Below are 19,338 nucleotides of genomic sequence, written 5' to 3'. Positions count from 1 at the left end.
TTCCGCGGCAGCAATGGCGCCGATGCTATCGAGAGGGCCCAGGCCTGCGACCGAGCGGCTCTTGTGACCTTGGGATGGGCTCGGCCATGCGCCGCATGACCACCTTGATGCAGCCGTCCTGCTTGTCGCGAAACGTCTTTGTAGAGATCGGGCCCGGCTTCGGGATCGGCCCCGTGCGTAATCAATCCAGGCGAAGTGGAACAACTGACGTCGATGCAGGTTCGGTGTCGTGCGGCGTCGTCGCTCCCCTTTGACGCTGCGCGATCGGGTTCCCCTCAGCCTGATCAGCCCGCGCTCCCCGTCCGGGAGGCGCGGGCCCCGAGCGATGGGCTTGACGTCAATGCTGTCGATGGGAAGCTCGCCGAGAACCGGATCGCCAGCCGCTTTCGAAGATGCGCTGCCAGATACATCGCTGAGACAATCTCGATCCCCTTCGCTTTCCCTTCTCGGTGCCATATCCTCGCTCCGTACTTGCTTGCAATTTGTGAGGCCTAAGATCTCGCTGATCTGGCGTCGTTCGTCAGACCCTTACAGGTGGGCGTGAGGGCCGTGCGCCCGCATTTGGCGATCCCAGCCGCCTCAACCGCTGCAGCATGAGACCCGGATAAGCTTTACGAAGCCGATGTCGATGCCGAGTCATCGGGTCCGGCGGGCGGCCCGGTCACGGCCGAAACGAATGAGCCGTTCGCGATCGAGAGCCGCGATGTTGCACTTGCCCAGATGTCTTTGGAGCATATTGAGGGCCGCGGCCTTGGAGCGGCGAGGGGACTTGCTTACATCGCACATGTCGTCGATATGAAGGTCGATAAGTTCGCCGAACGTTTTCAGGCGCGCTATGCGGGACTTGGTCGGCGTCTCACCGCGATCGACCTGGCGCTCGGTTTCGGTTGCGACGGACTTGGGCACACCAGGAACCGGACGAGAGCTTTGTGTAAGCGGCCATTTTTTCGTGTGCGCTCAGTGTGCACTGAGAGATCGAAACGTGGCGAAAAGGGTCGTATTCTGGCGTAAATTCGGGTTGGATGCCAGGAGCCAAGAATTTGATGTTAAGAAAAAATGCTGAAAAATCAAGACCATAGAGTAGCCGTGGCGCCCATGATGGACTGGACGGATCGGCATTGCCGGTTCTTCCATCGCCAACTGACGCGCCGCGCGCTGCTCTATACAGAAATGGTTGTGGCCGATGCGGTCATCCATGGCGCACGCGAGAGGCTGCTCGGCTTCGATGACGCGGAACATCCGGTCGCCCTGCAACTTGGCGGATCGGATCCCGCGAAACTTGCCGAAGCGGCGCGCATTGGCGAGACCTTCGGTTATGAAGAGATCAACCTCAATGTGGGCTGTCCGTCCGACCGCGTCCAGTCCGGAACGTTCGGCGCTTGCCTGATGAAAGTCCCCGACCTTGTCGCCGATTGCGTCGCCGCGATGAAAGCGGCGGTGACGGTGCCGGTCACGGTCAAATGCCGCATCGGCGTTGACGAGCAGGATCCGGTGCCCGCGCTCGACGCGCTGGCGGACGGGGTTTTCAATGCCGGCGCCGACGCCTTGTGGGTGCATGCGCGCAAGGCGTGGCTTGAAGGACTGAGCCCCAAGGAAAACCGCGACATTCCGCCGCTCGACTATGAAAGGGTGTATCGGCTGAAGGCCGGAAAACCCGGAAAATTCATCGGCATCAACGGCGGTATCCAGTCCCTTGAAGAGGCGCGGACGCATCTCGATCATGTCGATGGCGCCATGCTTGGCCGCGCCGCCTACCACACACCCGGGATTCTGGCCGGGGTTGACGCCGCCTTCTACGGGGCGCGGCAGGAAGCGTTCGATTTCGCGGCGCTGATCGATGCGATGGCGGACTACGCGGGCCGTCATATCGAACAAGGCGGCAGGCTTGGCCATGTCACCCGCCACATGGTTGGGCTGTTCCACGGGCTGCCCGGCGCGCGCCGCTACCGCCAGATCCTGTCCACCGACGCGACCCGGCCCGGCGCGGGGCCGGACATGTTGAAGACGGCTTTCGCGGCTGTCGAATTCGGTCGGGCGGCCGCCGAAGCGGCCTGACCTCAGTCCCTGAGGATCATACGGTCGCCACGCACGTCGAAGCCCGAGAGCGAACCGATGAAGTTCATGCCGAGCAGGCTTTGGCTCAGCATGCCGGGAGCGGCGACCATCACCGACATATTCTTGCGCACGATGCCGCCGATTGCCAGTTCGTCGGTCTTGACCGCCGCGGCGCGCGCCATGCCATTGGCGGTCGAAACCGGTATGGTGTAGTTGAGCGCCGCTGGATTGAAGCCCGCGGCCTGGGCGTCCTGCGAAGTCAGCACGGTGCTGGTCGCGCCGGTATCGACAACAGCGCGAACCGGGTTGCCGTTGACCAGGATGCGTGCTTCGAAATGACCGGTGTCGGCCTTGTCGAGGGTCACGGTGGCGTGGCCGTCTTCGACGCCGAGCGCTAGCGGGCTCCCGGGAACGAGGCCCGCGGTCACCCGACTGGCGACGTCCTGCAACTCGTAACGATATTGATAGCCGGCAATCAGCGCGAGCACGATAGCCGCCCAGACGCCGAGGTTGCGGGCCATTGCCCCTAGCGGAGCCGATCGCAGCAAGCCGGCGCCGATGAGGGCACCGAAAGCCCCAAGCCAGATCAGCCTGCCAAAATCGTAGTTCTCGACGCCGAGCGTGCTGCCGGCGGAATCGTTGAGCATGAGCAGGGCTGCCCCCACGCCGATCACCGCCATCACAATCCAGAACAGCCGGCTGCTCATCCGTTCCTCGCTAGAATACGTCGCGTTCGCGCGCCATGCGGGTGCGGCGCGTTTCCCGGCGCGGCCGGCGCTCGACGGTTTCCAGCCGGGCCGGCAATTCGGCCATCACACTGCGGCGCGTTTCGGGCGTCATTCCCATCCAGGCGCCGATCTCCTCGCGCGTGCGGCCGCAACCGAAGCAGAAGCCGGTTTTCATATCGATCGAACAGACCAGTATGCAGGGAGATTCGATGGCCGCCATGACTTTCTTTCGAGGGACCCGATCCGGGATCCGCTCTTCCATCTCCACATGGTGCAACGGCAAAGCCAATGCAAGCCCTCGCGATAGCGCCTTGCGCGGCCGGCTTTGCGGCAAAATTGGAAGGAACGATCGAGGAGGTTGTGCCGATCCCGCAAGGCAGCTATGCCGCTGCTCGATTTCAGGAACGATTGTCCACGACATGACCAGCGCACTGCCCTTCGACGATTTCCGCAACCTGCTCGACAATCTGCCGGCAGCCGACCGCAAAGCCGAAGCACGCGTGCGCACGCTTTTTGCCAAGGCCGGCAAGCCGGAGAACTCGCTTGGCCGCGTCGAGGACATCGCCGCATGGCTCGCGGCCTGGAGCGGTCGCGCTCCGCCCGCCGTGACGAGGCCCTTGATGGCTGTCTTTGCCGGCAATCATGGCGTTGTCAGGCATGGCATTTCGCCACGGCCCGTGACTGCGACCGCCGACGCGGTCGAGCTTTGCGCGGCCGGCGGCGCCGCGATCAACCAGATCTGCATCGCCAACGACCTCGGCCTGAAGGTGTTCGATCTTGCCCTGCATGTCCCGACCGGCGACATCACCGAGGATGCCGCGCTCGATGAACGCGGTTGCGCGGCCACCATGGCCTTCGGCATGGAAGCGATTGCCGGCGGCACCGACCTGCTTTGCCTCGGCGATCTCGGCGTCGGCAATTCCACCGTCGCCGCCGCCCTGTTCGCGGCGCTGTTGGGGGGCAGAGGTGCCGACTGGGTTGGTCCGGGATCCGGAGCCGATGCGGCGATGCAGGCCCGCAAGGCAGCGGTGGTCGATGCGGCGCTGGCCTTTCACGGCGACCATCTTGAAGACCCGCTGGAGGTGCTGCGCCGGGTCGGCGGCCGCGAGTTCGCGGCGACAGCCGGCGCCATCCTCGCAGCGCGGATGCAGCAGATACCGGTACTGCTCGATGGATTCGCGGCAACAGCGGCCGCGGCGGTGCTGCATGCAGCGAACCCCGCGGCACTTGACCATTGTCTTCTCGCCAGCCTGTCACCAGAACCCGCGCATGCAAAGGCGGCCGAGCACCTTGGGCTGCGTCCGCTGCTCGATCTGGGCATCGGCCATGGCGAAGGGGCAGGAGCAGGGCTGACGGCTGGGCTGGTCAAGGCAGCGGCGCTGACGAGTTCAGGCATGGCGGCGGCTGTGCGGGGCTAAGCACCTAGCCGCCGATAGAATCCGCTACCGCCTCGCGGCAACCGCCGCGGTCGGCAGCGCCGGCAGTTCTTCCATCACCCGGCTCAGCGGGAAGATGGCGATCGCCTCGGTGCCTTCGCGCAGCTTGGAATGAAGCTCGAACTCGCCGCCATGCATGGCAAGCAGCGCTTGCACGATCGGCAAGCCAAGCCCAGTGCCTTGTTCGGCGCTCTTGATGGCGATCGAGCCCTGGCCGAAAGCTGAAAGTACTACCGGAATCTCGTCCTCGGGAATGCCGGGGCCGTTGTCCTTGATCGAAATGTATTGTCCGCCGCCCGCCGTCCAGCCGACCCGGACGCGGATTTCGCCGCCGGTGGCGGTGAATTTGATGGCGTTGGACAGGAGGTTAAGCGCGATCTGGCGCACCGCGCGCTCATCGGCGAACAGCCGCGGCAATGTCTGTTCGAAGTCCTGGACGAGGCGAATATCCTTGTTGCGCGCCTTCAGCTCCATCATATGGCAGCAATCCTCGACGATGTTGAGCAACATGACCGGCTCCTCGTTGAGCTGGTAGCGGCCGGCCTCGATGCGTGACAGGTCGAGGATCTCGTTGATCAGGTCAAGCAGGTGCTGGCCTGAATCGTGCACGTCATGGGCGTAGTCGCGATAGGTGGGGTTGCTCATCGGCCCCAGGACCTCGTTCGCCATCACCTCGGAAAAGCCGAGAATGGCGTTGAGCGGGGTGCGCAATTCATGGCTCATCGAAGCGAGGAAGCGTGATTTTGCGAGGTTGGCGTCCTCGGCCCGCCGCCGCGCCTCGTCCGACATCGATTTCGCCGTCTCTACTTCGGCGATCAGCGCGTCCTTTTCTGAGCGGAACGACAACAGCACCAGCGAGGCGTGGTTGATGTGACGGGCGACATAGGCAAAGAAAGGCAGCGACAGGACGAGCAGCGCGGCCATGATCGCCTCGACCGGCATCCACGACCTGGTCGCGGCATAGACGTAGAACGCCACCGGAACGGCGAAGGTCGCCAGCAGTGCTCCGCTCAGAGACGAGGCCGTGAGCGCAGTCCCTGCCATGGCAGACAGCAACACCACCGCCTTGACCGCGTGCAACTGGTCGACCTCGCAGGCGCCACAGCCCAGCCAGACGAACCAGGCCCAGCCCAGGCCGCAAAGGAAATGCCCGACCAGGAATTCCCTTCGCGTTTGCAACGCGTTGAGTTCGGAAGCTTCCGTGCGATCGATGCGCCGCGCCATGAAGACGACTGTTGTATAGCATGTGAGCGTAAACAACGCCCAGAGCCCGATCTCATTGCCGACACCGGCCAGACGGCCGGCCGCGGCGATCGCCAGGACGAGCAGCGGGATGACGACGGCGCCGGTTGTCATCGCCCGGGCATGGAGCTTCAGCAGTTCGCGGTCGAAATCGAGATTGCCGGCCTGCTGCGAAAGACGGTCGCGCGTCTTGCGCACCGCGCGCGCGACATCGCTGTTGCGATGCCGTTTCCTGCGGTCCACAATGAACTTGTCCGCTGTGTTCGAGCGTTGCAAGGGCATCAAAAACTTCAATTTATACGTGCAGCGGTTCCAGGGTGTTAAGCTACGTTCGAATGATTAACCAACCGTTTGCCATATGAGCCGTTCCTGGTCGCCAAGGTCGCGCCTGCGGTACGCGGCAGCGCGGCCGAGAAGCTTGTGGCGCAAACTGCTGGACTACATGCTGGCCGTCGTCATTCTGGGGCTGCTGATCCTGCTCGCGGCGCGTCTCGATCGGGTGGAGATGCGCAAGACGCAAGGTACGGCCATCGTCAATGACGGCGATTCGATCACGCTCGGCACCGAGCGCATCCGGATGCATGGCATTGACGCTCCTGAATACACGCAGACCTGCCGCAAGAACGGCGCCGATTATGCCTGTGGCACGCTGGCGCGCCAGTCCCTGGTGCGCCTGATCGCCGGCAGGCCGGTTACCTGCAGCGGTTGGCAACGCGATCGCTATGGCCGGCTGCTTGGCGACTGCAGGGCCGGCGGCACCGACCTCAACCGCGCCCAGGTCGAAGCCGGATGGGCTGTCGCCTATGGCGATTTCGAAGCCGAGGAAGCCGCGGCGCGCGCGGCAGGTGTTGGCATCTGGGCCGGCACGTTCGACCGGCCGCAAGACTGGCGCGGCAGCCACCACGGCGGGACAGTCGAGCGAAAACATAGCACGCTGGCGTCGATCGGCGATGCCGTGCGCGAGATATTCCGCTTCTGGTGAAGCGTTGCTAAGGAAGAAAAAGGAGGAATCGAAATGAAGCTGTTCGACGGCGGTCGTGCGCCCAACCCGCGGCGGGTTCGCGTTTTCCTCGCCGAGAAGGGGATTGCCGTTCCGTTGGTTCCCATCGACATGGGCGCGCTGGAACACAAGCAACCGCCGGTGAGTTCGCGCAATCCGCTGCGGCGGCTGCCGGTTCTGGAGCTCGACGACGGCACCGTCCTCACCGAATCCGTCGCGATCTGCCGCTATTTCGAGGAACTCTATCCCGAGCCGGCCCTGTTCGGGCGTGGCGCGCTTGGCAAGGCGCAGGTCGAGATGTGGCAAAGGCGAATGGAGTTCAACCTGCTCAACAGCGTCGCGCAGGCTTTCCGCCACATCCATCCGGCCATGAAGGAATGGGAAATCCCGCAGATACCCGAATGGGGCGAGGCCAACAAGCCGAAGGTGGTGGAGTTTCTCAGGCTGCTGGACGCTGAATTGGGCAGGCGTGAATTCGCCGCCGGCGACAGCTATTCGATTGCCGACATCACCGGCCTGATCGCGATCGACTTCATGAAGCCGGCGCGAATCAAGGTGCCGGAGGAGTGCGCCAATGTGTTGCGTTGGCATCAGGCTGTCTCCAGCCGGCCGAGTGCCGCCGCTTGAGCGTCGAACTGGACAGGTTCGCCGCGACGGTCCGCGCTTGCCGCATCTGCGTCGACAATCCCATCGGTAAGCCGCTGCAGCATGAGCCGCGTCCGGTGCTGCGCCCCTCGTCCAGCGCCCGCATTCTCATCGCCAGCCAGGCCCCGGGAACCAAAGTGCATCTGTCGGGCATGCCTTTCACCGATGCGTCCGGCGACCGCCTGCGCAACTGGCTTGGCGTGACCAGCGACGAATTCTACGACATCGAGAAATTCGCCATCGTGCCGATGGGCTTCTGCTTTCCCGGACAAGATGCCAAGGGCGGCGACCTGCCTCCGAGGCGCGAATGCGCCCCGGCCTGGCGCGCGCCGTTGATGGCGATGATGCCACGGATCGACCTGGTGCTGACGATCGGCATCTATGCGCAGACCTGGCACATGGGCGCGGCGCGGCGCCCCTCGCTGACGGAAACGGTGATGAACTGGCGCGCCATCTGGGAGAGTTCCGTCGGCCCCAAAGTGCTGCCGCTGCCACATCCATCCTGGCGCAACACTGGCTGGTTGAAGCAGAATCCGTGGTTTGAAATGGATTTGCTGCCTTTCCTGCGGCTGGAAATCCGCTGTCGCCTCGGTTAGGCATTCAGCAAGAAATCGCTCGCTTTCGGCGCAAATGGCAGAATTTCTTTCTTGTGAATGGCCCTATTAAAAGGGAATATAGCGAAACTATTCCACCAGGAGCCTCCGATGGACCGCCTCGACCGAAAAATTCTCCGCCTCTTGCAGGAGGACGCGACGCTCGCGGTCGCCGACGTTGCCAAGAAAGTCGGCCTGTCGACCACGCCGTGCTGGCGGCGCATCCAGAAGCTCGAGGAAGAGGGCGTCATCAAGCGGCGCGTCGCCATTCTCGACCACGAAAAGGTCAATGTGCGGGTCACCGTCTTCGTCTCGATCCGTACCAATTCGCATAGCCATGAATGGCTGCGCCGGTTTTCCGAAGTCATCCAGGAGTTTCCCGAGGTGGTCGAGTTCTACCGCATGAGCGGCGACGTCGACTATCTCTTGCGCGTCGTGGTGCCCGACATCGCCGCCTACGACGCCTTCTACAAACGGCTGATCGCCAAGATCGAGATCCGGGATGTGTCGTCGTCCTTCGCCATGGAGCAGATCAAGTACACGACCGAAATCCCGCTCGACTACATGGTGCTGGACAAGGAGTCGGGCGCCAACGCCGCCTGATCCCGCCGCTCAATTCTTCTTCTTGTTGAGGAAACTCCAGGGCGAGTTCACCGGCAATACAACGGAGTCCGGAACCGTGTCGACGCCCACGACATCGGCTTTGCGAACGGTATAACCGGACTGGATGACGCTGACGCCGTCGAGAATGAACAACTGGCTTTTCTCCATGTCCGGCTTCAGGGCGCCGGTGACGGCGACCGGCTGATAGGCTTGCGACATCTTGTAGGGATGGGCAGGCGTGACCAGCACGATCTGGTTGGGCGGCGGCGTCGGCATGTGGCTGCAGGCGCCGGTCCAGGGCACCAGCAGGAACTGGTAGACGAGGTCTCCGTCACGATCGACGGGCAATGCATAGCCGGCTAATTGTATCTTTTTGTCCTCCAGGGAAACCGACAGCGTCTCGCCGTGATCGGGCAGCTTTGCCGCGATCATCGGCAGGCCGGCGTCTTCTGCGACCGCCTGCGTCGCGGGGCGCAAATCCCTCCAGAAGATGTGCGTGGTCTCGGCCGAAGCGCTGGCGGTGGAGAGAGCAAGCGCGGCAGCGAACGCCAGGATCGATTTGAGATGGCTCATGGCCGCATCCTTTGCGGGCGAGTAAAGACTCGGAGGCCAATGACGTCAATGCTCGAGCCGCATCACATGTCGGCGAGAACCGGCCATGCCGGTCTCGCGGAACCCGCGAACAGCAAACATGTCGCGAAAGCCCATGAAACGGTAGCTCGGTGACGCCTCGTCCACCGGATAGGCCTCAATGACGCGCGCACCCCTGGCGAAGGCGTGGTCAATGGCCGCATCTAGCAATGCCGAAGCAAGGCCGCCGCCGCGCAAAGCCCTTGGCACGTAGAAACAGACGATCGACCATACGCCCGTCTCGGCGTCGTCCTGCTGACTTGAAAGCTTGCGGTAGGTTTCGCGCGGCGCGACCGAACACCAGGCGGCGGCCTTTCCGTCGACATGGGCGAGGATGCCGACCGGCGTGCCCGCGTCGATGAGCGCCATCATCCGACGTTTCTTCTCATCGTTCTGGATATGCTCGCGACCGGAGTGTCGCCAGGCCATGCACCAGCAATATTTCGGCGCACCAGGCTGCTCGAACAAGGTCTCGAAGCTGACGCGGGTTGCCGGCGTCACTTCCGTGAAACGGATACCGGCGTATTCAGACTTTCCTGGCGTCGAGGCGTTCGAGCGTCTTGGCATCAGACAGTTCCTTCGCGGCAACCTTGCCGATCCAACGCTTGGTCTTGTCGCTGGAGATCGCGAATTCCTGCGCCAGGGCAAGCGCGGGAGCATGCAGGCCCACCGATCGTTTGCCGATCTGCCGCAGCGCCCAGTTGACCGCCTTCCTGACGAAGTTGCGATCATCGCCGGCATGGGCTTCGATCAAAGGCAGGTAGGACAGGAACGTCGCGTCCGGCTCCTTTTTCAAATGGACGGCTGCCCATGCCAGCATGGCGAAGGCTGTGCGGCGGACGAATTCGTGCTCGTCGGCGGCAAATTCCTCCACCAGTTGGCGCCAGAACGGCGTATCCACAAACAGGTCGGAAACGGTATCGACAACCTCCCAGGAATCAAAATCACCGGCCCAGCGGCGGCATTCCTCGATGGTAATCTTCTCCGGTTCGCCGGTGAAGGCCGCCATCAGCCGCGCCTCGCGAATGCCGCTGGCCCACAGCGCCAGGGAGCGTTCGTGGTTGCGCTTCAGCTTGCGCGCCAAGGGCCGCAAATCCGCGTTGCTTATGCCGAGCGCGGCCCCGGTGTTGATGCCGAACCGCGCCATGCCGGCGCAGTTTTCCTCGGTTCCGATCGAACGCAGATGGGCAACAATGTCTTGCGCGGTCCAGTCCGGAGCGGGCAGGAACATGGGCGCCTACTTTTCCAGCCGTGCCAGCAGCGAGGACGTGTCCCAGCGCCTGCCGCCCATTGCCTGCACATCCTTGTAGAACTGGTCGACGAGCGCGGTCACCGGCAGCGTGGCGCCGTTGCGGTCGGCTTCCGCCAGGCAGATGCCGAGGTCCTTGCGCATCCAGTCGACGGCGAAACCGAAATCATATTTGCCGGCATTCATGGTCTTGTGCCGGTTCTCCATCTGCCAGGAACCGGCGGCACCCTTGGAAATAACCTCGATGACCTTCTCGATGTCGAGGCCGGCCTTCTTGCCGAAATGAATGCCTTCCGAAAGTCCCTGCACCAGTCCGGCGATGCAGATCTGGTTGATCATCTTGGTAAGCTGGCCGGCGCCCGCCGATCCCATCAGCCCGACCATGCGGGCAAAGGCGTCGATGACTGGCCTGGCCCTGTCGAACGCAGCCTCATCGCCACCGACCATGACGGTCAGCACGCCATTCTCGGCGCCGGCCTGACCACCGGAAACTGGCGCGTCGAGAAATGAGAATCCGCGCGATTGCGCGGCTTCTGCCAATTCGCGCGCGACTTCGGCCGAAGCCGTGGTGTTGTCGATGAAGACAGAGCCTTTCTTCATCGCCTCGAAGGCACCTTCGGCTCCTGTGGTCACCGAGCGCAAATCATCATCATTGCCGACGCAGGAAAAGACGAAATCCTTGCCCTCCGCGGCCTGGGCCGGCGTCGCGGCAAGGCTGCCGCCATGTTGGGCGACCCATTGTTCGGCTTTCGCGCTTGTGCGGTTGTAGACGGTGACGTCGTGGCCGCCCTTGTTCTTCAGGTGTCCGGCCATGGGATAGCCCATGACGCCAAGACCGAGAAATGCCACCGATGCCATGCCTTGTCCTTCCGGCGAAATAGAGATTTCAGTTGCGGAAGCTCTAGGCCATGCGACGAATTCGTCAAGGCGCGCACCACCGCATCGACTGGCACAGGTGGATCAGGAACGGTCCGGTAATGTGTCAGCGATGCAGATGGATGGTAATGCGTCGCTCGATCCATTCGACGCCATGGCGCAGGATTTCGACCATCACGAGATAAACGATGGCGACCCAGACATAGGCCTGGAAGTCGAAGGATTTGGCGTAGGCGAGCTTTGCATTGCCCATCAGGTCGTAGACCGTGATGATGGCGACGATGGCCGAAGCCTTGATCATCAGGACCAGTTCGTTGCCATAGGGGCGCAAAGCCACGATAAACGCCTGCGGCAGGATGACCTTTCGCAGTGTCTGCAATCCGTGCAGGCCGAGCGAGGCGGCACCTTCCCATTGACCCCTGGGCACGCTTTCTATGGCGCCGCGCAGGATCTCGGCCTGATAGGCCGCGGTGTTGAGTGCAAAGGCGAAGACGCCGCAGAAAAAGGCGTCTTTGAAGAAATCCCAAAGCGTGAATCTTTCGATCGCCAGCCCGGTTGGGATGCTCACATAGGGCATAATCTGTTGCCAGTCGCTAACGACCGGCAAATAGAAGCCAAATGCATTGAGTTCCGGATGGAAAGAGCCCAGGCCATAATAGACGAGGTAAACCTGAACCAGCAGGGGTGTGCCGCGGAAGAAATAGACATAGCAATAGGCGAGGCCGGACAAGAACCGGTTCTTCGACATGCGGCCATAGGTAACGGGTAGCGACAAGATCGCACCGGCCACCATCGAAATCGCAACGAGCGACAGCGTGGTCCAGAGTCCCTGCAGATAGGCGGGCGCGTATCGGGCGAAGAACTCGCCATTCCAGGCGTAGACGAGATAGGCAACAATACCCAGGCCGAAGAGAATCCAGAGCCCGACGAGCGCGTACCCGACGATACGGGTGCGCGGCCAGCCGCGTGCCTGCGGCGGCGGGCGGTCGACCGAGATGGCTTGGCTGACGCTCATCGCGCCTCCCTCCGTCCCAGCGAGCGCAAGATGAACCCGGTCGCGATCGACGACAGGATCGCCAGGACGAGGAAAACCAGCGCGGCGACGCTGTAGAACAGGAACGAGTGTTTCGTGACACGCGCGGCAACGCCGGCATTGCGCAAGGTTTCGGCGAGGTTGACGACCGAGACCAGGGCGGTGTCCTTGAGCAGGCTGAGCCAGCAATTCTCGAGGCCGGGAAAGGCGATGCGCAGCAACTGCGGCAGGATCACCTTGCGCATGGTCAACCATTTCGACAGGCCGATCGCATAGCCACCCTCGTACTGGCCCTTGGGAATGGCGCGAAAGGCGGAAAGGAATACCTCGCTGGCGTAGGAAGAGAAGATCAGCGACAGCACGATCATGCCGGCGATGAAGCTGTCCACATCGACCGTCGCCTCAGGCTTGAAGACGCGGATGACATATTGCAGCAGGATGGGCATGCCGAAGAAGAAGAGGAACAGCGTCACCAGTTCCGGCAGGCCGCGAAACATGGTGGTGTAGATGTTGGCGGCCAACCGCAGCGACGGTTCTTCGGACTGCTTGGCCCAGGCTACGAAAAAGCCGATCGTCAGGCCGATCGGCAGCGTCGCAAGGGCAAGCGCGATGGTGACCAACGCGCCATAGGCAATATCGTCACTCCAGCCCTCCGGTCCCCAACTGAGCAGTGTCCATATGCTTTGGACTGGCATCGACTGGTCTTACCCCCCACGGCGCTCCCGAGATGAACAAGGCGGCAGGGATCCCTGCCGCCTTGGAAATGGCTATCAGGACTCGGCGCCGTAGACGTCGAACTTGAAATACTTGTCGTTGATTTCCTTATATTTTCCGTTGGCGCGAATGGCGTCGATGGCGGAATTCAGCTTGTTGACCAGGTCGGTATCGCCTTTTCGAACGGCGATGCCGGCGCCAGGTCCGAAGATTTCGACCGGTTGCGGCGAAGGCTGGCCGAGAATCTTGCAGCAGGCGCCCTCAGGCGAATCGAGAAACTGTTGCAGCACGACGATATCGTCCTCGATGGCGTCGAGACGGCCGTTGGCCAGGTCAGCCTGTTCCTCGGGGCTGCTCGGATAGCCCTTGATGGTGCTGTCCGTGTAGGTCTTCGAGGCATAATTGAAATGGGTCGTGGTGGTGGCTACACCGATAGTCTTGCCGGCGAGGTCTTCCTTGGTCACGCCCTTCAGCGGCGAATCCTTCGGCACGGCGATCGCCGACGGCGTGTTGTAGTATTTGTGCGAGAAGTCGACTTTCTCCTTCCTCTCCGGCGTGATCGACATCGAGGCGACGATAGCGTCGAACTTGCCAGCTTGAAGTGCCGGAATGATGCCGTCCCAGTCCTGGGCGACAAAGGTGCACTTGACCTTCATCTCATCGCAAAGCGCCTTGGCGATGTCGATGTCGAAACCGACAAGCTGGCCGTCGGCGGTGAGGTTGTTGAATGGGGGGTAGGCGCCTTCGGTGCCGATCCGAAGCGTCTTTTCCTGGGCCTGGGCAACGCCGAGCGTCAGCAGCGCAGCCGATGCGGCGAGCGCGATACGCAGTGCAATACGCATGATAGTCCTCTCTCTTATGGTCCCGGCCGTCGTTCCGAAACGGCTCTATGGGGCGGTGCTTTTGACCGCCCGCTGGAGCGATACTCCCACTGTTTCCAAGAAAAAAGCAACTGCAAAACCACCAAGATCGGCAATGGCGTTCTCCCGTTACGTCACATCTCAAGCAACGAGGCCGGTCATGCGCTCGATGAAGTCGGCTATGGATTTTGCGTCGTCGAGGTCGAAGACCGGCAGGCTCTTGTCGGTAACGGGGAAATCCGCGGCGACGGCGACAATATTGGGGTCACCCGCCGCAAGCGGCGTCTGGTCCTTTGCCTCGAGCCGCCTCGTTTCGATCTTGCGGTGGGTCTCGCGTTTGTAGCCTTCGACCAGCACGATGTCGCAGGGGGCGAGCCGCGACAAGATGGCGTCCAGTGGGGGCTCTTGCTCGCCGCGCAATTCGTGCATCAGCGCCCAGCGATTGCCCGAGACGATCGCGACCTCGGTGGCGCCTGCCTGCCGGTGGCGGAAGCTGTCCGCACCCGGCTTGTCGATATCGAAATCATGATGGGCATGCTTGACCGTGGAGACCGTCCAGCCGCGCCGCACAAGCTCCGCGACGAGCTTCTCGGTCAGTGTGGTCTTGCCGGAGTTTTTCCAGCCGGTGATGCCGAAGACGCGTCTGTTCATGACGTCATGCTCTGCAACAGGCGCGCGGCCTGGGCAAGGTCTTCCGGCACATTGATGTTGAAGAAGGGGTCGACGGGTTGCCCTGCCGATTGCAGGACCGGAAATTCCACCTCGACATGACCCTGCCGCTCGATGAAGCTCGAAACCCGCTTGTTGGCCTCATCGACCAGGAAATGCCGCAAGCCTTCGCGGCATCCGACCGGCCATAGCGCGAAGGTCGGGTGCCGCCTGCCTGCCGAGAAAGCGACGGCGATCGACCCGGGGCGTTCACCGGCCGCCGCCGCCAGACGATCGACAAGATCCAGCGGCAGGAAAGGCGTGTCGCCGGCAGCGGTGACGACCGCCTTGCAAGGCGTGCAGGCAGCGGCCCATTCGAGGCCGGTGAGGATCCCGGCAAGCGGTCCGGCAAAGCCTTCGACGGTATCGGCCAGCACCGGCAGCCCGAAACGGGCAAACCGTGCCGGGTCGCCATTGGCGCTAAGCGCCAGGGTCTCCAACTGTGGGCCGAACCGCGACAGGACCTGGTCGAGCACACAGCCTTCGCCAAGCGGCAACAGGCTTTTGTCGCCACCACCCATTCGTCTCGACTGGCCACCGGCCAGAATGATCCCAGCGATATCCCGATTCATTCTGCGCAGCCTGTACGCCAGCCGCGGGAAATCGCAAGCAACTTCAAAGGGGCTACAGTCCGTCCAGCGCCATGGCCGGCCCAGTGCTTTCGGCGACGATCCTTCGCCGGCCGACGACGCGCTCGCGATAAAGCGCATAGAGGCCCGAGCCGACGACTATTGCCGCGCCGGCGATCATCGGCATGTCCGGCATGTCACCGAAGATGATCAGGCCAAGCAGTATGGACCAGAGAAGCGCCGTGTAGCGGAACGGCGCGATGAAGGAAATCTCGCCCGAACGCATCGCCATGATGATGAATTGATAGCCGATCAGCACCAGCACTGCCGCCAGCGCCAGCAGCACCGTGCCTTTGCCGGTCATCGGTGTCCAGCCGCCCATCGGCGTCAACAGAAACGCGCCGACGACGGTCATGGCCAGCGCGGTGGCGGTCGAGACCAGCATCGTCGGGATGGCCTGGGGAATGCGCTTGGTGGCGAGGTCCCGCACCGTGCAGCACGCGACGGATGCCAGCGCCACCAGTGAATAGATGCTGAAGCCCTCGAAACCCGGCCGCACGATAATCATAACCCCGGCAAAACCGATAGCGATCGCCAGCCAGCGCCGCCAGCCGACCGCTTCACCGAAAAACAGCGCCGCGCCCATCGTCACGGCCAGCGGCAGTGCTTGCAGGACGGCAGAAACGCTACCGATCGGCAAATGAGCGAGGGCGACAAGGAAGGACACCGTGGCGCCCGCTTCACTCAGCACGCGGATCGCCACCAGCGGCTGCAGCATCAGGCGAGGCTGGACAAGTGCGCCGCGTTGCCAGGCCAGCAGGCCGACGAAGAGCGAGGCGAACGCCCCTCTGACCAGCATCACCTGCGCCATGTTCATCGACTGCGAAGAGTATTTGGTAATGGCATCGTTGAGCGTGAACCCAACCATCGCCACCATCATGAACAACGCGCCGCGAAGATTTGGGGAAAGGGGCAAGACGTCTACCGGTTGCTTTGGCGGCAAGCCTGTAACAGCCCGCCACGAAACAGCAATGGCAAAGGGCTGGGCCAGCCCCCGGATGGCCATCTTCGCCAGCGTGAAATCATCCCTGGATCAGGCACGAATTCTGTCGGAAGACGGCATCGCCTTCCGACATCCATGCAGCCGAGGCGGTGCCTATTTTTTCGGCGTCAGCACCTCGGTGCCGTTGCCTTCCTTGCCGGCGATGGTCCACAGGCCATGCAGCGACCCGTCATCCTCCACCTTGTAGACGACGAGGCCGATATCCTTGTCCATCACGTAACCGGCGGAGAATGCGTTATCGTTGCGCATGCAGATGCCATCCGAGGACGAACCGCCCGTTTCCCAATGGATCGTGCAGGTCGTCCCGCTGGTCAGGGTGATGGTGGCTTCGCCGCCATAGGACGAACCGTCGAAATTGGTGCCGGCGACGGTGTAAGTGCCGCCGATCGACTGGGCGGCCGCGGGCAGGGCGGCCAGGCCGAGCAGGGCGAAAGAAAGAATAAGTTTGCGCATGATGTAATCCCCCGAGGAGCGATGAACCGCTACGTAACGGACGCTAGGCGGGAAACCGTCAGCAGTAAATCAGACGGACATGCGCGAGCAAGATTTGTTTTCGGTGTGGCTAAAATGCTCACCGCACCCACGCTCACGGCGCCCTGAGGCTGCCGGCGATGGCGCCGACCAACGGGTCGTATTTCGACTTCAGCGCCGGTAAATAATCGATCCAGACCGTGCGAATGACGCCATCCCTGCCAAACAGGCGCCGCTCGTAAAAGATCTTTCCATCCCTCACACCCGACAGCACCGCCCAGTCCTTGCCTGCCTTGCTGTAGGTGACCGTGTAGCCCGGCTCGTCGCTCGACTTTTCGCCGGCAATGAATGCCTTCGGCGTGTCGTCATCGACATTGAATATCCCGGAGCATGTCAGGCTGGCGCCGTCCGCGCTCAGCCACATCTGGCCGTCGCCATTTTCAGGCTCGGGCTTGCGATCGGTGAAGATATCGTCGGGAAATGTGCAGACGGTGCCGAAGCGCTCATTCACGTAGGTCGATTGCGCGGCAAAAGCGGTGCTCGCCGAGAGCACTGCGATAGACGTCGCGGTTGCAAAGAGCCAACGCATGTCCGCCCCCTGAGCCGATGGTTGCAGGGCAATTCTCGCACAGACTGGCGAGAAGGTCAGCCGCCCGTAACGCTCATATGCCGTGACACCGATGGACGGCTGGTGCGGCGATCGATGATGAAATCATGCCCCTTCGGCTTGCGGCCGATGGCTTCGTCTATAGCGTCGGCGACAAGCTCGTTGCCGTCGGACGCACGCAGCGGCGCACGCAGGTCTGCCGCATCTTCCTGGCCAAGGCACATATAGAGCGTGCCGGTGCAGGTCAGCCGCACACGGTTGCAGCTTTCGCAGAAATTATGCGTCATCGGCGTGATGAAGCCGAGTTTTCCGCCGGTCTCGGCGACGTGGGCGTAGCGGGCCGGACCACCGGTCTTGAACGGGATGTCGGTCAGCGTGAACTGGCGCTCGAGCGAAGCGCGCAGCAGCGACAGCGGCAGGTACTGGTCCGTGCGGTCGGCGTCTATCTCGCCCATCGGCATGGTTTCGATGATCGTCAGGTCCATGCCGCGGCCATGTGCCCAGCGCATCATCTCCGGCAGTTCGGCGTCGTTGAAATCCTTCAGCGCCACCGCGTTCAGCTTGACTTTCAATCCGGCCGCCTGAGCAGCGTCGATGCCCGCCATGACCTTGCCGAGATGACCCCAGCGGGTGATGGCGTGGAATTTGTCGGCATCGAGTGTGTCGAGTGAAACATTGATGCGCTTGACGCCGCAATCGGCGAGTTCGGCGGCGAAGCGCGAAAGCTGCGAGCCGTTGGTGGTCAGCGTCAGTTCTTCCAGCGCGCCGCTTTCGAGGTGCCGCGACAACTGGCGCACGAGATGCATGATGTTCTTGCGCACCAGCGGCTCACCGCCGGTGAGGCGCAACCGTCTGACACCCTTTTCGATGAACACGGTGCAGAGCCGGTCGAGTTCCTCCAGCGACAGCAGGTCCTGTTTGGGCAGGAAGGCCATGTCCTCGGCCATGCAATAGGTGCAGCGGAAATCGCAGCGGTCGGTGACCGACACTCTGAGATAGCTGATCGTGCGACCGAAGGGGTCGATCATGTTCATGTTCGAGCGTTTCCGTGGCCGTTATCGGTGTCGTTGTATACGGCTATGTGATACGATCCAGTCCGCCATTCAAGATAGCCTGCCTCGATCTTTAGTGACATTCCTCGACCGACATCGCGTGTCGGACACCGTTGACGCCTTTGCGCAGGGAGCGAAGCAGCGTAGGGAAGGGCATTCAGGCAGGATCGACCATGACGGCGCCAAAGGAACTAAGGGTCTCCAGGGACCGCCAGCTGCTCACCGTGACGTTTCCGGGCCATCAGCCTTTCGAGTTGCCGGCCGAACTGCTGCGCGTAGCCTCGCCATCCGCCGAGGTACAGGGCCATTCGCCAGAGCAGCGTGTCACCGTTCCGGGCAAGCGCAACGTGGCCATCCTAAAGGTCGAGCCAGTCGGCAATTATGCCGTGCGCATCACCTTCGACGATTTCCATGACACCGGCATCTTCACCTGGAATTACCTGCACACGCTCGGCCACGAGAAGGACGCGCGCTGGAGCGCCTATCTCGCGGAACTCGCTGATAAGGGCTTGAGCCGCGATCGTTAGCCGCCGTTGCGTCGTCAAAACATCATGGATCGGGAGTAGGGGCGGCGGATAGGGAGCCAGAAAATGTCGGTCATCACCACAGTCGAACAACTCGAAGCCCTTTACGGATTGCCGGGCGAAGCCTCCGTGGTCAAGGAACTCGACCATGTCATTCCCGAATACGCCGCCTTTATCGAGGCCTCGCCCTTCGTCGCGCTCGCGACCTGCGGTCCGGAAGGGCTGGACTGTTCGCCGCGCGGCGACCTCGCGGGCTTCGTGCGCATCGTCGATGCGAAAACGCTGATCATGCCGGACCGGCGCGGCAACAACCGTGCCGATTCGTTGAAGAATATCATCCGTGACCCGCGCGTTGGCCTGCTGTTCCTGGTGCCTGGCTCCGGTACCACGCTGCGCATCAACGGCCGCGCGCATATCACCACCGATGCAGCGCTTTGCGCGTCATTCACGGTAGAAGGCAAGCCGGCGCGCTCGGTCACCATCGTCGATGTCGATTCGGTCTACTTCCAGTGCGCCCGCGCCATCGTGCGGTCGCAACTTTGGAATCCGGCCAAGCATGTCGACCCGAAGTCGCTGCCGACACCCGGAAAGATCCTTGAAATTACCAGCCGCAGGAATATCGACGCCGAAGCCTACGACAGGGAATGGCCGGAGCGGGCGAAAAAGTCGATGTGGTAGTA

25 protein-coding genes are annotated in these 19,338 nt (G+C 62.4%); 8 read left to right on the top strand and 17 right to left on the bottom strand.

Annotated features, from left to right (window positions below; translation table 11 throughout):
* Positions 1-636: 636 nt before the first annotated feature.
* On the bottom strand, positions 637-906 hold the full coding sequence (locus LB556_RS01600) for a hypothetical protein (protein ID WP_224562413.1): 270 nt from the start codon (positions 904-906) through the stop codon (positions 637-639).
* A 150-nt stretch (positions 907-1,056) separates the two neighbouring features.
* On the opposite strand from LB556_RS01600, the gene dusA reads away from it, so the two are divergent.
* A complete protein-coding gene (gene dusA, locus LB556_RS01595) occupies positions 1,057-2,055 on the top strand; it encodes a tRNA dihydrouridine(20/20a) synthase DusA (protein ID WP_224562411.1) in 999 nt (332 codons plus the stop codon).
* A gap of 2 nt (positions 2,056-2,057) precedes the next feature.
* Here the strand turns inward: dusA and LB556_RS01590 are convergent, their stop codons facing one another.
* Positions 2,058-2,762, bottom strand: coding sequence for a TIGR02281 family clan AA aspartic protease (locus tag LB556_RS01590; protein ID WP_224562409.1), 705 nt, complete (start codon positions 2,760-2,762; stop codon positions 2,058-2,060).
* 10 nt (positions 2,763-2,772) lie between these two features.
* On the bottom strand, positions 2,773-3,003 hold the full coding sequence (locus LB556_RS01585; RefSeq protein ID WP_224563826.1) for a DUF1289 domain-containing protein: 231 nt from the start codon (positions 3,001-3,003) through the stop codon (positions 2,773-2,775).
* Positions 3,004-3,202: 199 nt separating this feature from the next.
* On the opposite strand from LB556_RS01585, the gene LB556_RS01580 reads away from it, so the two are divergent.
* Positions 3,203-4,201, top strand: a complete 999-nt coding sequence (locus LB556_RS01580) for a nicotinate-nucleotide--dimethylbenzimidazole phosphoribosyltransferase (RefSeq protein ID WP_224562407.1) — start codon at positions 3,203-3,205, stop codon at positions 4,199-4,201.
* Positions 4,202-4,225: 24 nt separating this feature from the next.
* Here LB556_RS01580 and LB556_RS01575 read toward each other — a convergent pair whose 3' ends face one another.
* Positions 4,226-5,743: a sensor histidine kinase gene (locus LB556_RS01575; RefSeq protein ID WP_224562405.1), complete on the bottom strand. Its 1,518-nt coding sequence runs from the start codon at positions 5,741-5,743 to the stop codon at positions 4,226-4,228.
* Between the two features lie 76 nt (positions 5,744-5,819).
* Between LB556_RS01575 and LB556_RS01570 the strand changes: the two genes are divergently transcribed.
* The 4 genes from LB556_RS01570 to LB556_RS01555 all read left to right on the top strand — a co-directional run bounded on the left by LB556_RS01570 (position 5,820) and on the right by LB556_RS01555 (position 8,302).
* On the top strand, positions 5,820-6,443 hold the full coding sequence (locus tag LB556_RS01570) for a thermonuclease family protein (protein ID WP_224562403.1): 624 nt from the start codon (positions 5,820-5,822) through the stop codon (positions 6,441-6,443).
* 33 nt (positions 6,444-6,476) lie between these two features.
* The gene (locus LB556_RS01565; protein ID WP_224562401.1) at positions 6,477-7,088 is read left to right on the top strand and encodes a glutathione S-transferase; all 612 of its coding nucleotides are present in this window, start codon (positions 6,477-6,479) and stop codon (positions 7,086-7,088) included.
* Complete coding sequence (locus tag LB556_RS01560) at positions 7,028-7,702, top strand: uracil-DNA glycosylase family protein (protein ID WP_224562399.1); 675 nt, start codon at positions 7,028-7,030, stop codon at positions 7,700-7,702. The genes LB556_RS01565 and LB556_RS01560 overlap by 61 nt, the downstream gene beginning before the upstream one ends.
* 108 nt (positions 7,703-7,810) lie before the next feature.
* Positions 7,811-8,302 carry an Lrp/AsnC family transcriptional regulator gene (locus tag LB556_RS01555; RefSeq protein WP_006205209.1) on the top strand — a complete coding sequence of 164 codons (492 nt, stop codon included), beginning with the start codon at positions 7,811-7,813 and terminating at the stop codon, positions 8,300-8,302.
* A 9-nt stretch (positions 8,303-8,311) separates the two neighbouring features.
* Here LB556_RS01555 and LB556_RS01550 read toward each other — a convergent pair whose 3' ends face one another.
* The 13 genes from LB556_RS01550 to moaA form a co-directional block, all read right to left on the bottom strand.
* Entirely contained in the window at positions 8,312-8,875 is a 564-nt protein-coding gene (locus tag LB556_RS01550; RefSeq protein WP_224562397.1) for a DUF3299 domain-containing protein, read from the bottom strand.
* A 45-nt stretch (positions 8,876-8,920) separates the two neighbouring features.
* The gene (locus tag LB556_RS01545) at positions 8,921-9,499 is read right to left on the bottom strand and encodes a GNAT family N-acetyltransferase (RefSeq protein ID WP_224562395.1); all 579 of its coding nucleotides are present in this window, start codon (positions 9,497-9,499) and stop codon (positions 8,921-8,923) included.
* A complete protein-coding gene (locus LB556_RS01540) occupies positions 9,459-10,163 on the bottom strand; it encodes a DNA alkylation repair protein (RefSeq protein ID WP_224562393.1) in 705 nt (234 codons plus the stop codon). The genes LB556_RS01545 and LB556_RS01540 overlap by 41 nt, the downstream gene beginning before the upstream one ends.
* A 6-nt stretch (positions 10,164-10,169) precedes the next feature.
* On the bottom strand, positions 10,170-11,039 hold the full coding sequence (locus tag LB556_RS01535; RefSeq protein ID WP_224562392.1) for an NAD(P)-dependent oxidoreductase: 870 nt from the start codon (positions 11,037-11,039) through the stop codon (positions 10,170-10,172).
* A gap of 124 nt (positions 11,040-11,163) precedes the next feature.
* The gene (locus LB556_RS01530; protein WP_224562390.1) at positions 11,164-12,072 is read right to left on the bottom strand and encodes an ABC transporter permease; all 909 of its coding nucleotides are present in this window, start codon (positions 12,070-12,072) and stop codon (positions 11,164-11,166) included.
* Positions 12,069-12,785, bottom strand: a complete 717-nt coding sequence (locus tag LB556_RS01525; RefSeq protein WP_224562388.1) for an ABC transporter permease — start codon at positions 12,783-12,785, stop codon at positions 12,069-12,071. Before LB556_RS01525 ends, LB556_RS01530 begins: the two co-directional genes overlap by 4 nt.
* 75 nt (positions 12,786-12,860) lie before the next feature.
* Positions 12,861-13,646: an ABC transporter substrate-binding protein gene (locus LB556_RS01520; RefSeq protein ID WP_224562386.1), complete on the bottom strand. Its 786-nt coding sequence runs from the start codon at positions 13,644-13,646 to the stop codon at positions 12,861-12,863.
* Between the two features lie 159 nt (positions 13,647-13,805).
* Positions 13,806-14,315, bottom strand: coding sequence for a molybdopterin-guanine dinucleotide biosynthesis protein B (mobB, locus tag LB556_RS01515; protein WP_224562384.1), 510 nt, complete (start codon positions 14,313-14,315; stop codon positions 13,806-13,808).
* The gene (mobA, locus tag LB556_RS01510) at positions 14,312-14,944 is read right to left on the bottom strand and encodes a molybdenum cofactor guanylyltransferase MobA (RefSeq protein ID WP_224562381.1); all 633 of its coding nucleotides are present in this window, start codon (positions 14,942-14,944) and stop codon (positions 14,312-14,314) included. The genes mobB and mobA overlap by 4 nt, the downstream gene beginning before the upstream one ends.
* A 52-nt stretch (positions 14,945-14,996) precedes the next feature.
* Positions 14,997-15,917 (bottom strand): DMT family transporter, encoded by a 921-nt coding sequence (locus LB556_RS01505; protein WP_224562379.1) that lies wholly within the window; start codon positions 15,915-15,917, stop codon positions 14,997-14,999.
* Between the two features lie 180 nt (positions 15,918-16,097).
* Entirely contained in the window at positions 16,098-16,457 is a 360-nt protein-coding gene (locus LB556_RS01500; RefSeq protein WP_224562377.1) for a hypothetical protein, read from the bottom strand.
* A 133-nt stretch (positions 16,458-16,590) separates the two neighbouring features.
* Positions 16,591-17,064 (bottom strand): hypothetical protein, encoded by a 474-nt coding sequence (locus LB556_RS01495; RefSeq protein ID WP_224562375.1) that lies wholly within the window; start codon positions 17,062-17,064, stop codon positions 16,591-16,593.
* A gap of 56 nt (positions 17,065-17,120) precedes the next feature.
* Positions 17,121-18,116, bottom strand: coding sequence for a GTP 3',8-cyclase MoaA (gene moaA / locus LB556_RS01490; protein ID WP_224562374.1), 996 nt, complete (start codon positions 18,114-18,116; stop codon positions 17,121-17,123).
* 191 nt (positions 18,117-18,307) lie between these two features.
* Between moaA and LB556_RS01485 the strand changes: the two genes are divergently transcribed.
* Both LB556_RS01485 and LB556_RS01480 read left to right on the top strand, forming a co-directional pair.
* Complete coding sequence (locus LB556_RS01485) at positions 18,308-18,661, top strand: gamma-butyrobetaine hydroxylase-like domain-containing protein (RefSeq protein WP_224562372.1); 354 nt, start codon at positions 18,308-18,310, stop codon at positions 18,659-18,661.
* 63 nt (positions 18,662-18,724) lie between these two features.
* On the top strand, positions 18,725-19,336 hold the full coding sequence (locus tag LB556_RS01480) for a pyridoxamine 5'-phosphate oxidase family protein (protein WP_224562370.1): 612 nt from the start codon (positions 18,725-18,727) through the stop codon (positions 19,334-19,336).
* The last annotated feature ends 2 nt before the right edge of the window (positions 19,337-19,338 follow it).

It is taken from the genome of Mesorhizobium sp. ES1-4, from assembly GCF_020164745.1.
Taxonomy (GTDB): Bacteria; Pseudomonadota; Alphaproteobacteria; order Rhizobiales; family Rhizobiaceae; genus Mesorhizobium.
The sequence above is the reverse complement of the archived record's forward strand: the minus strand, read 5'-3'. Positions and strand labels throughout refer to the sequence as shown.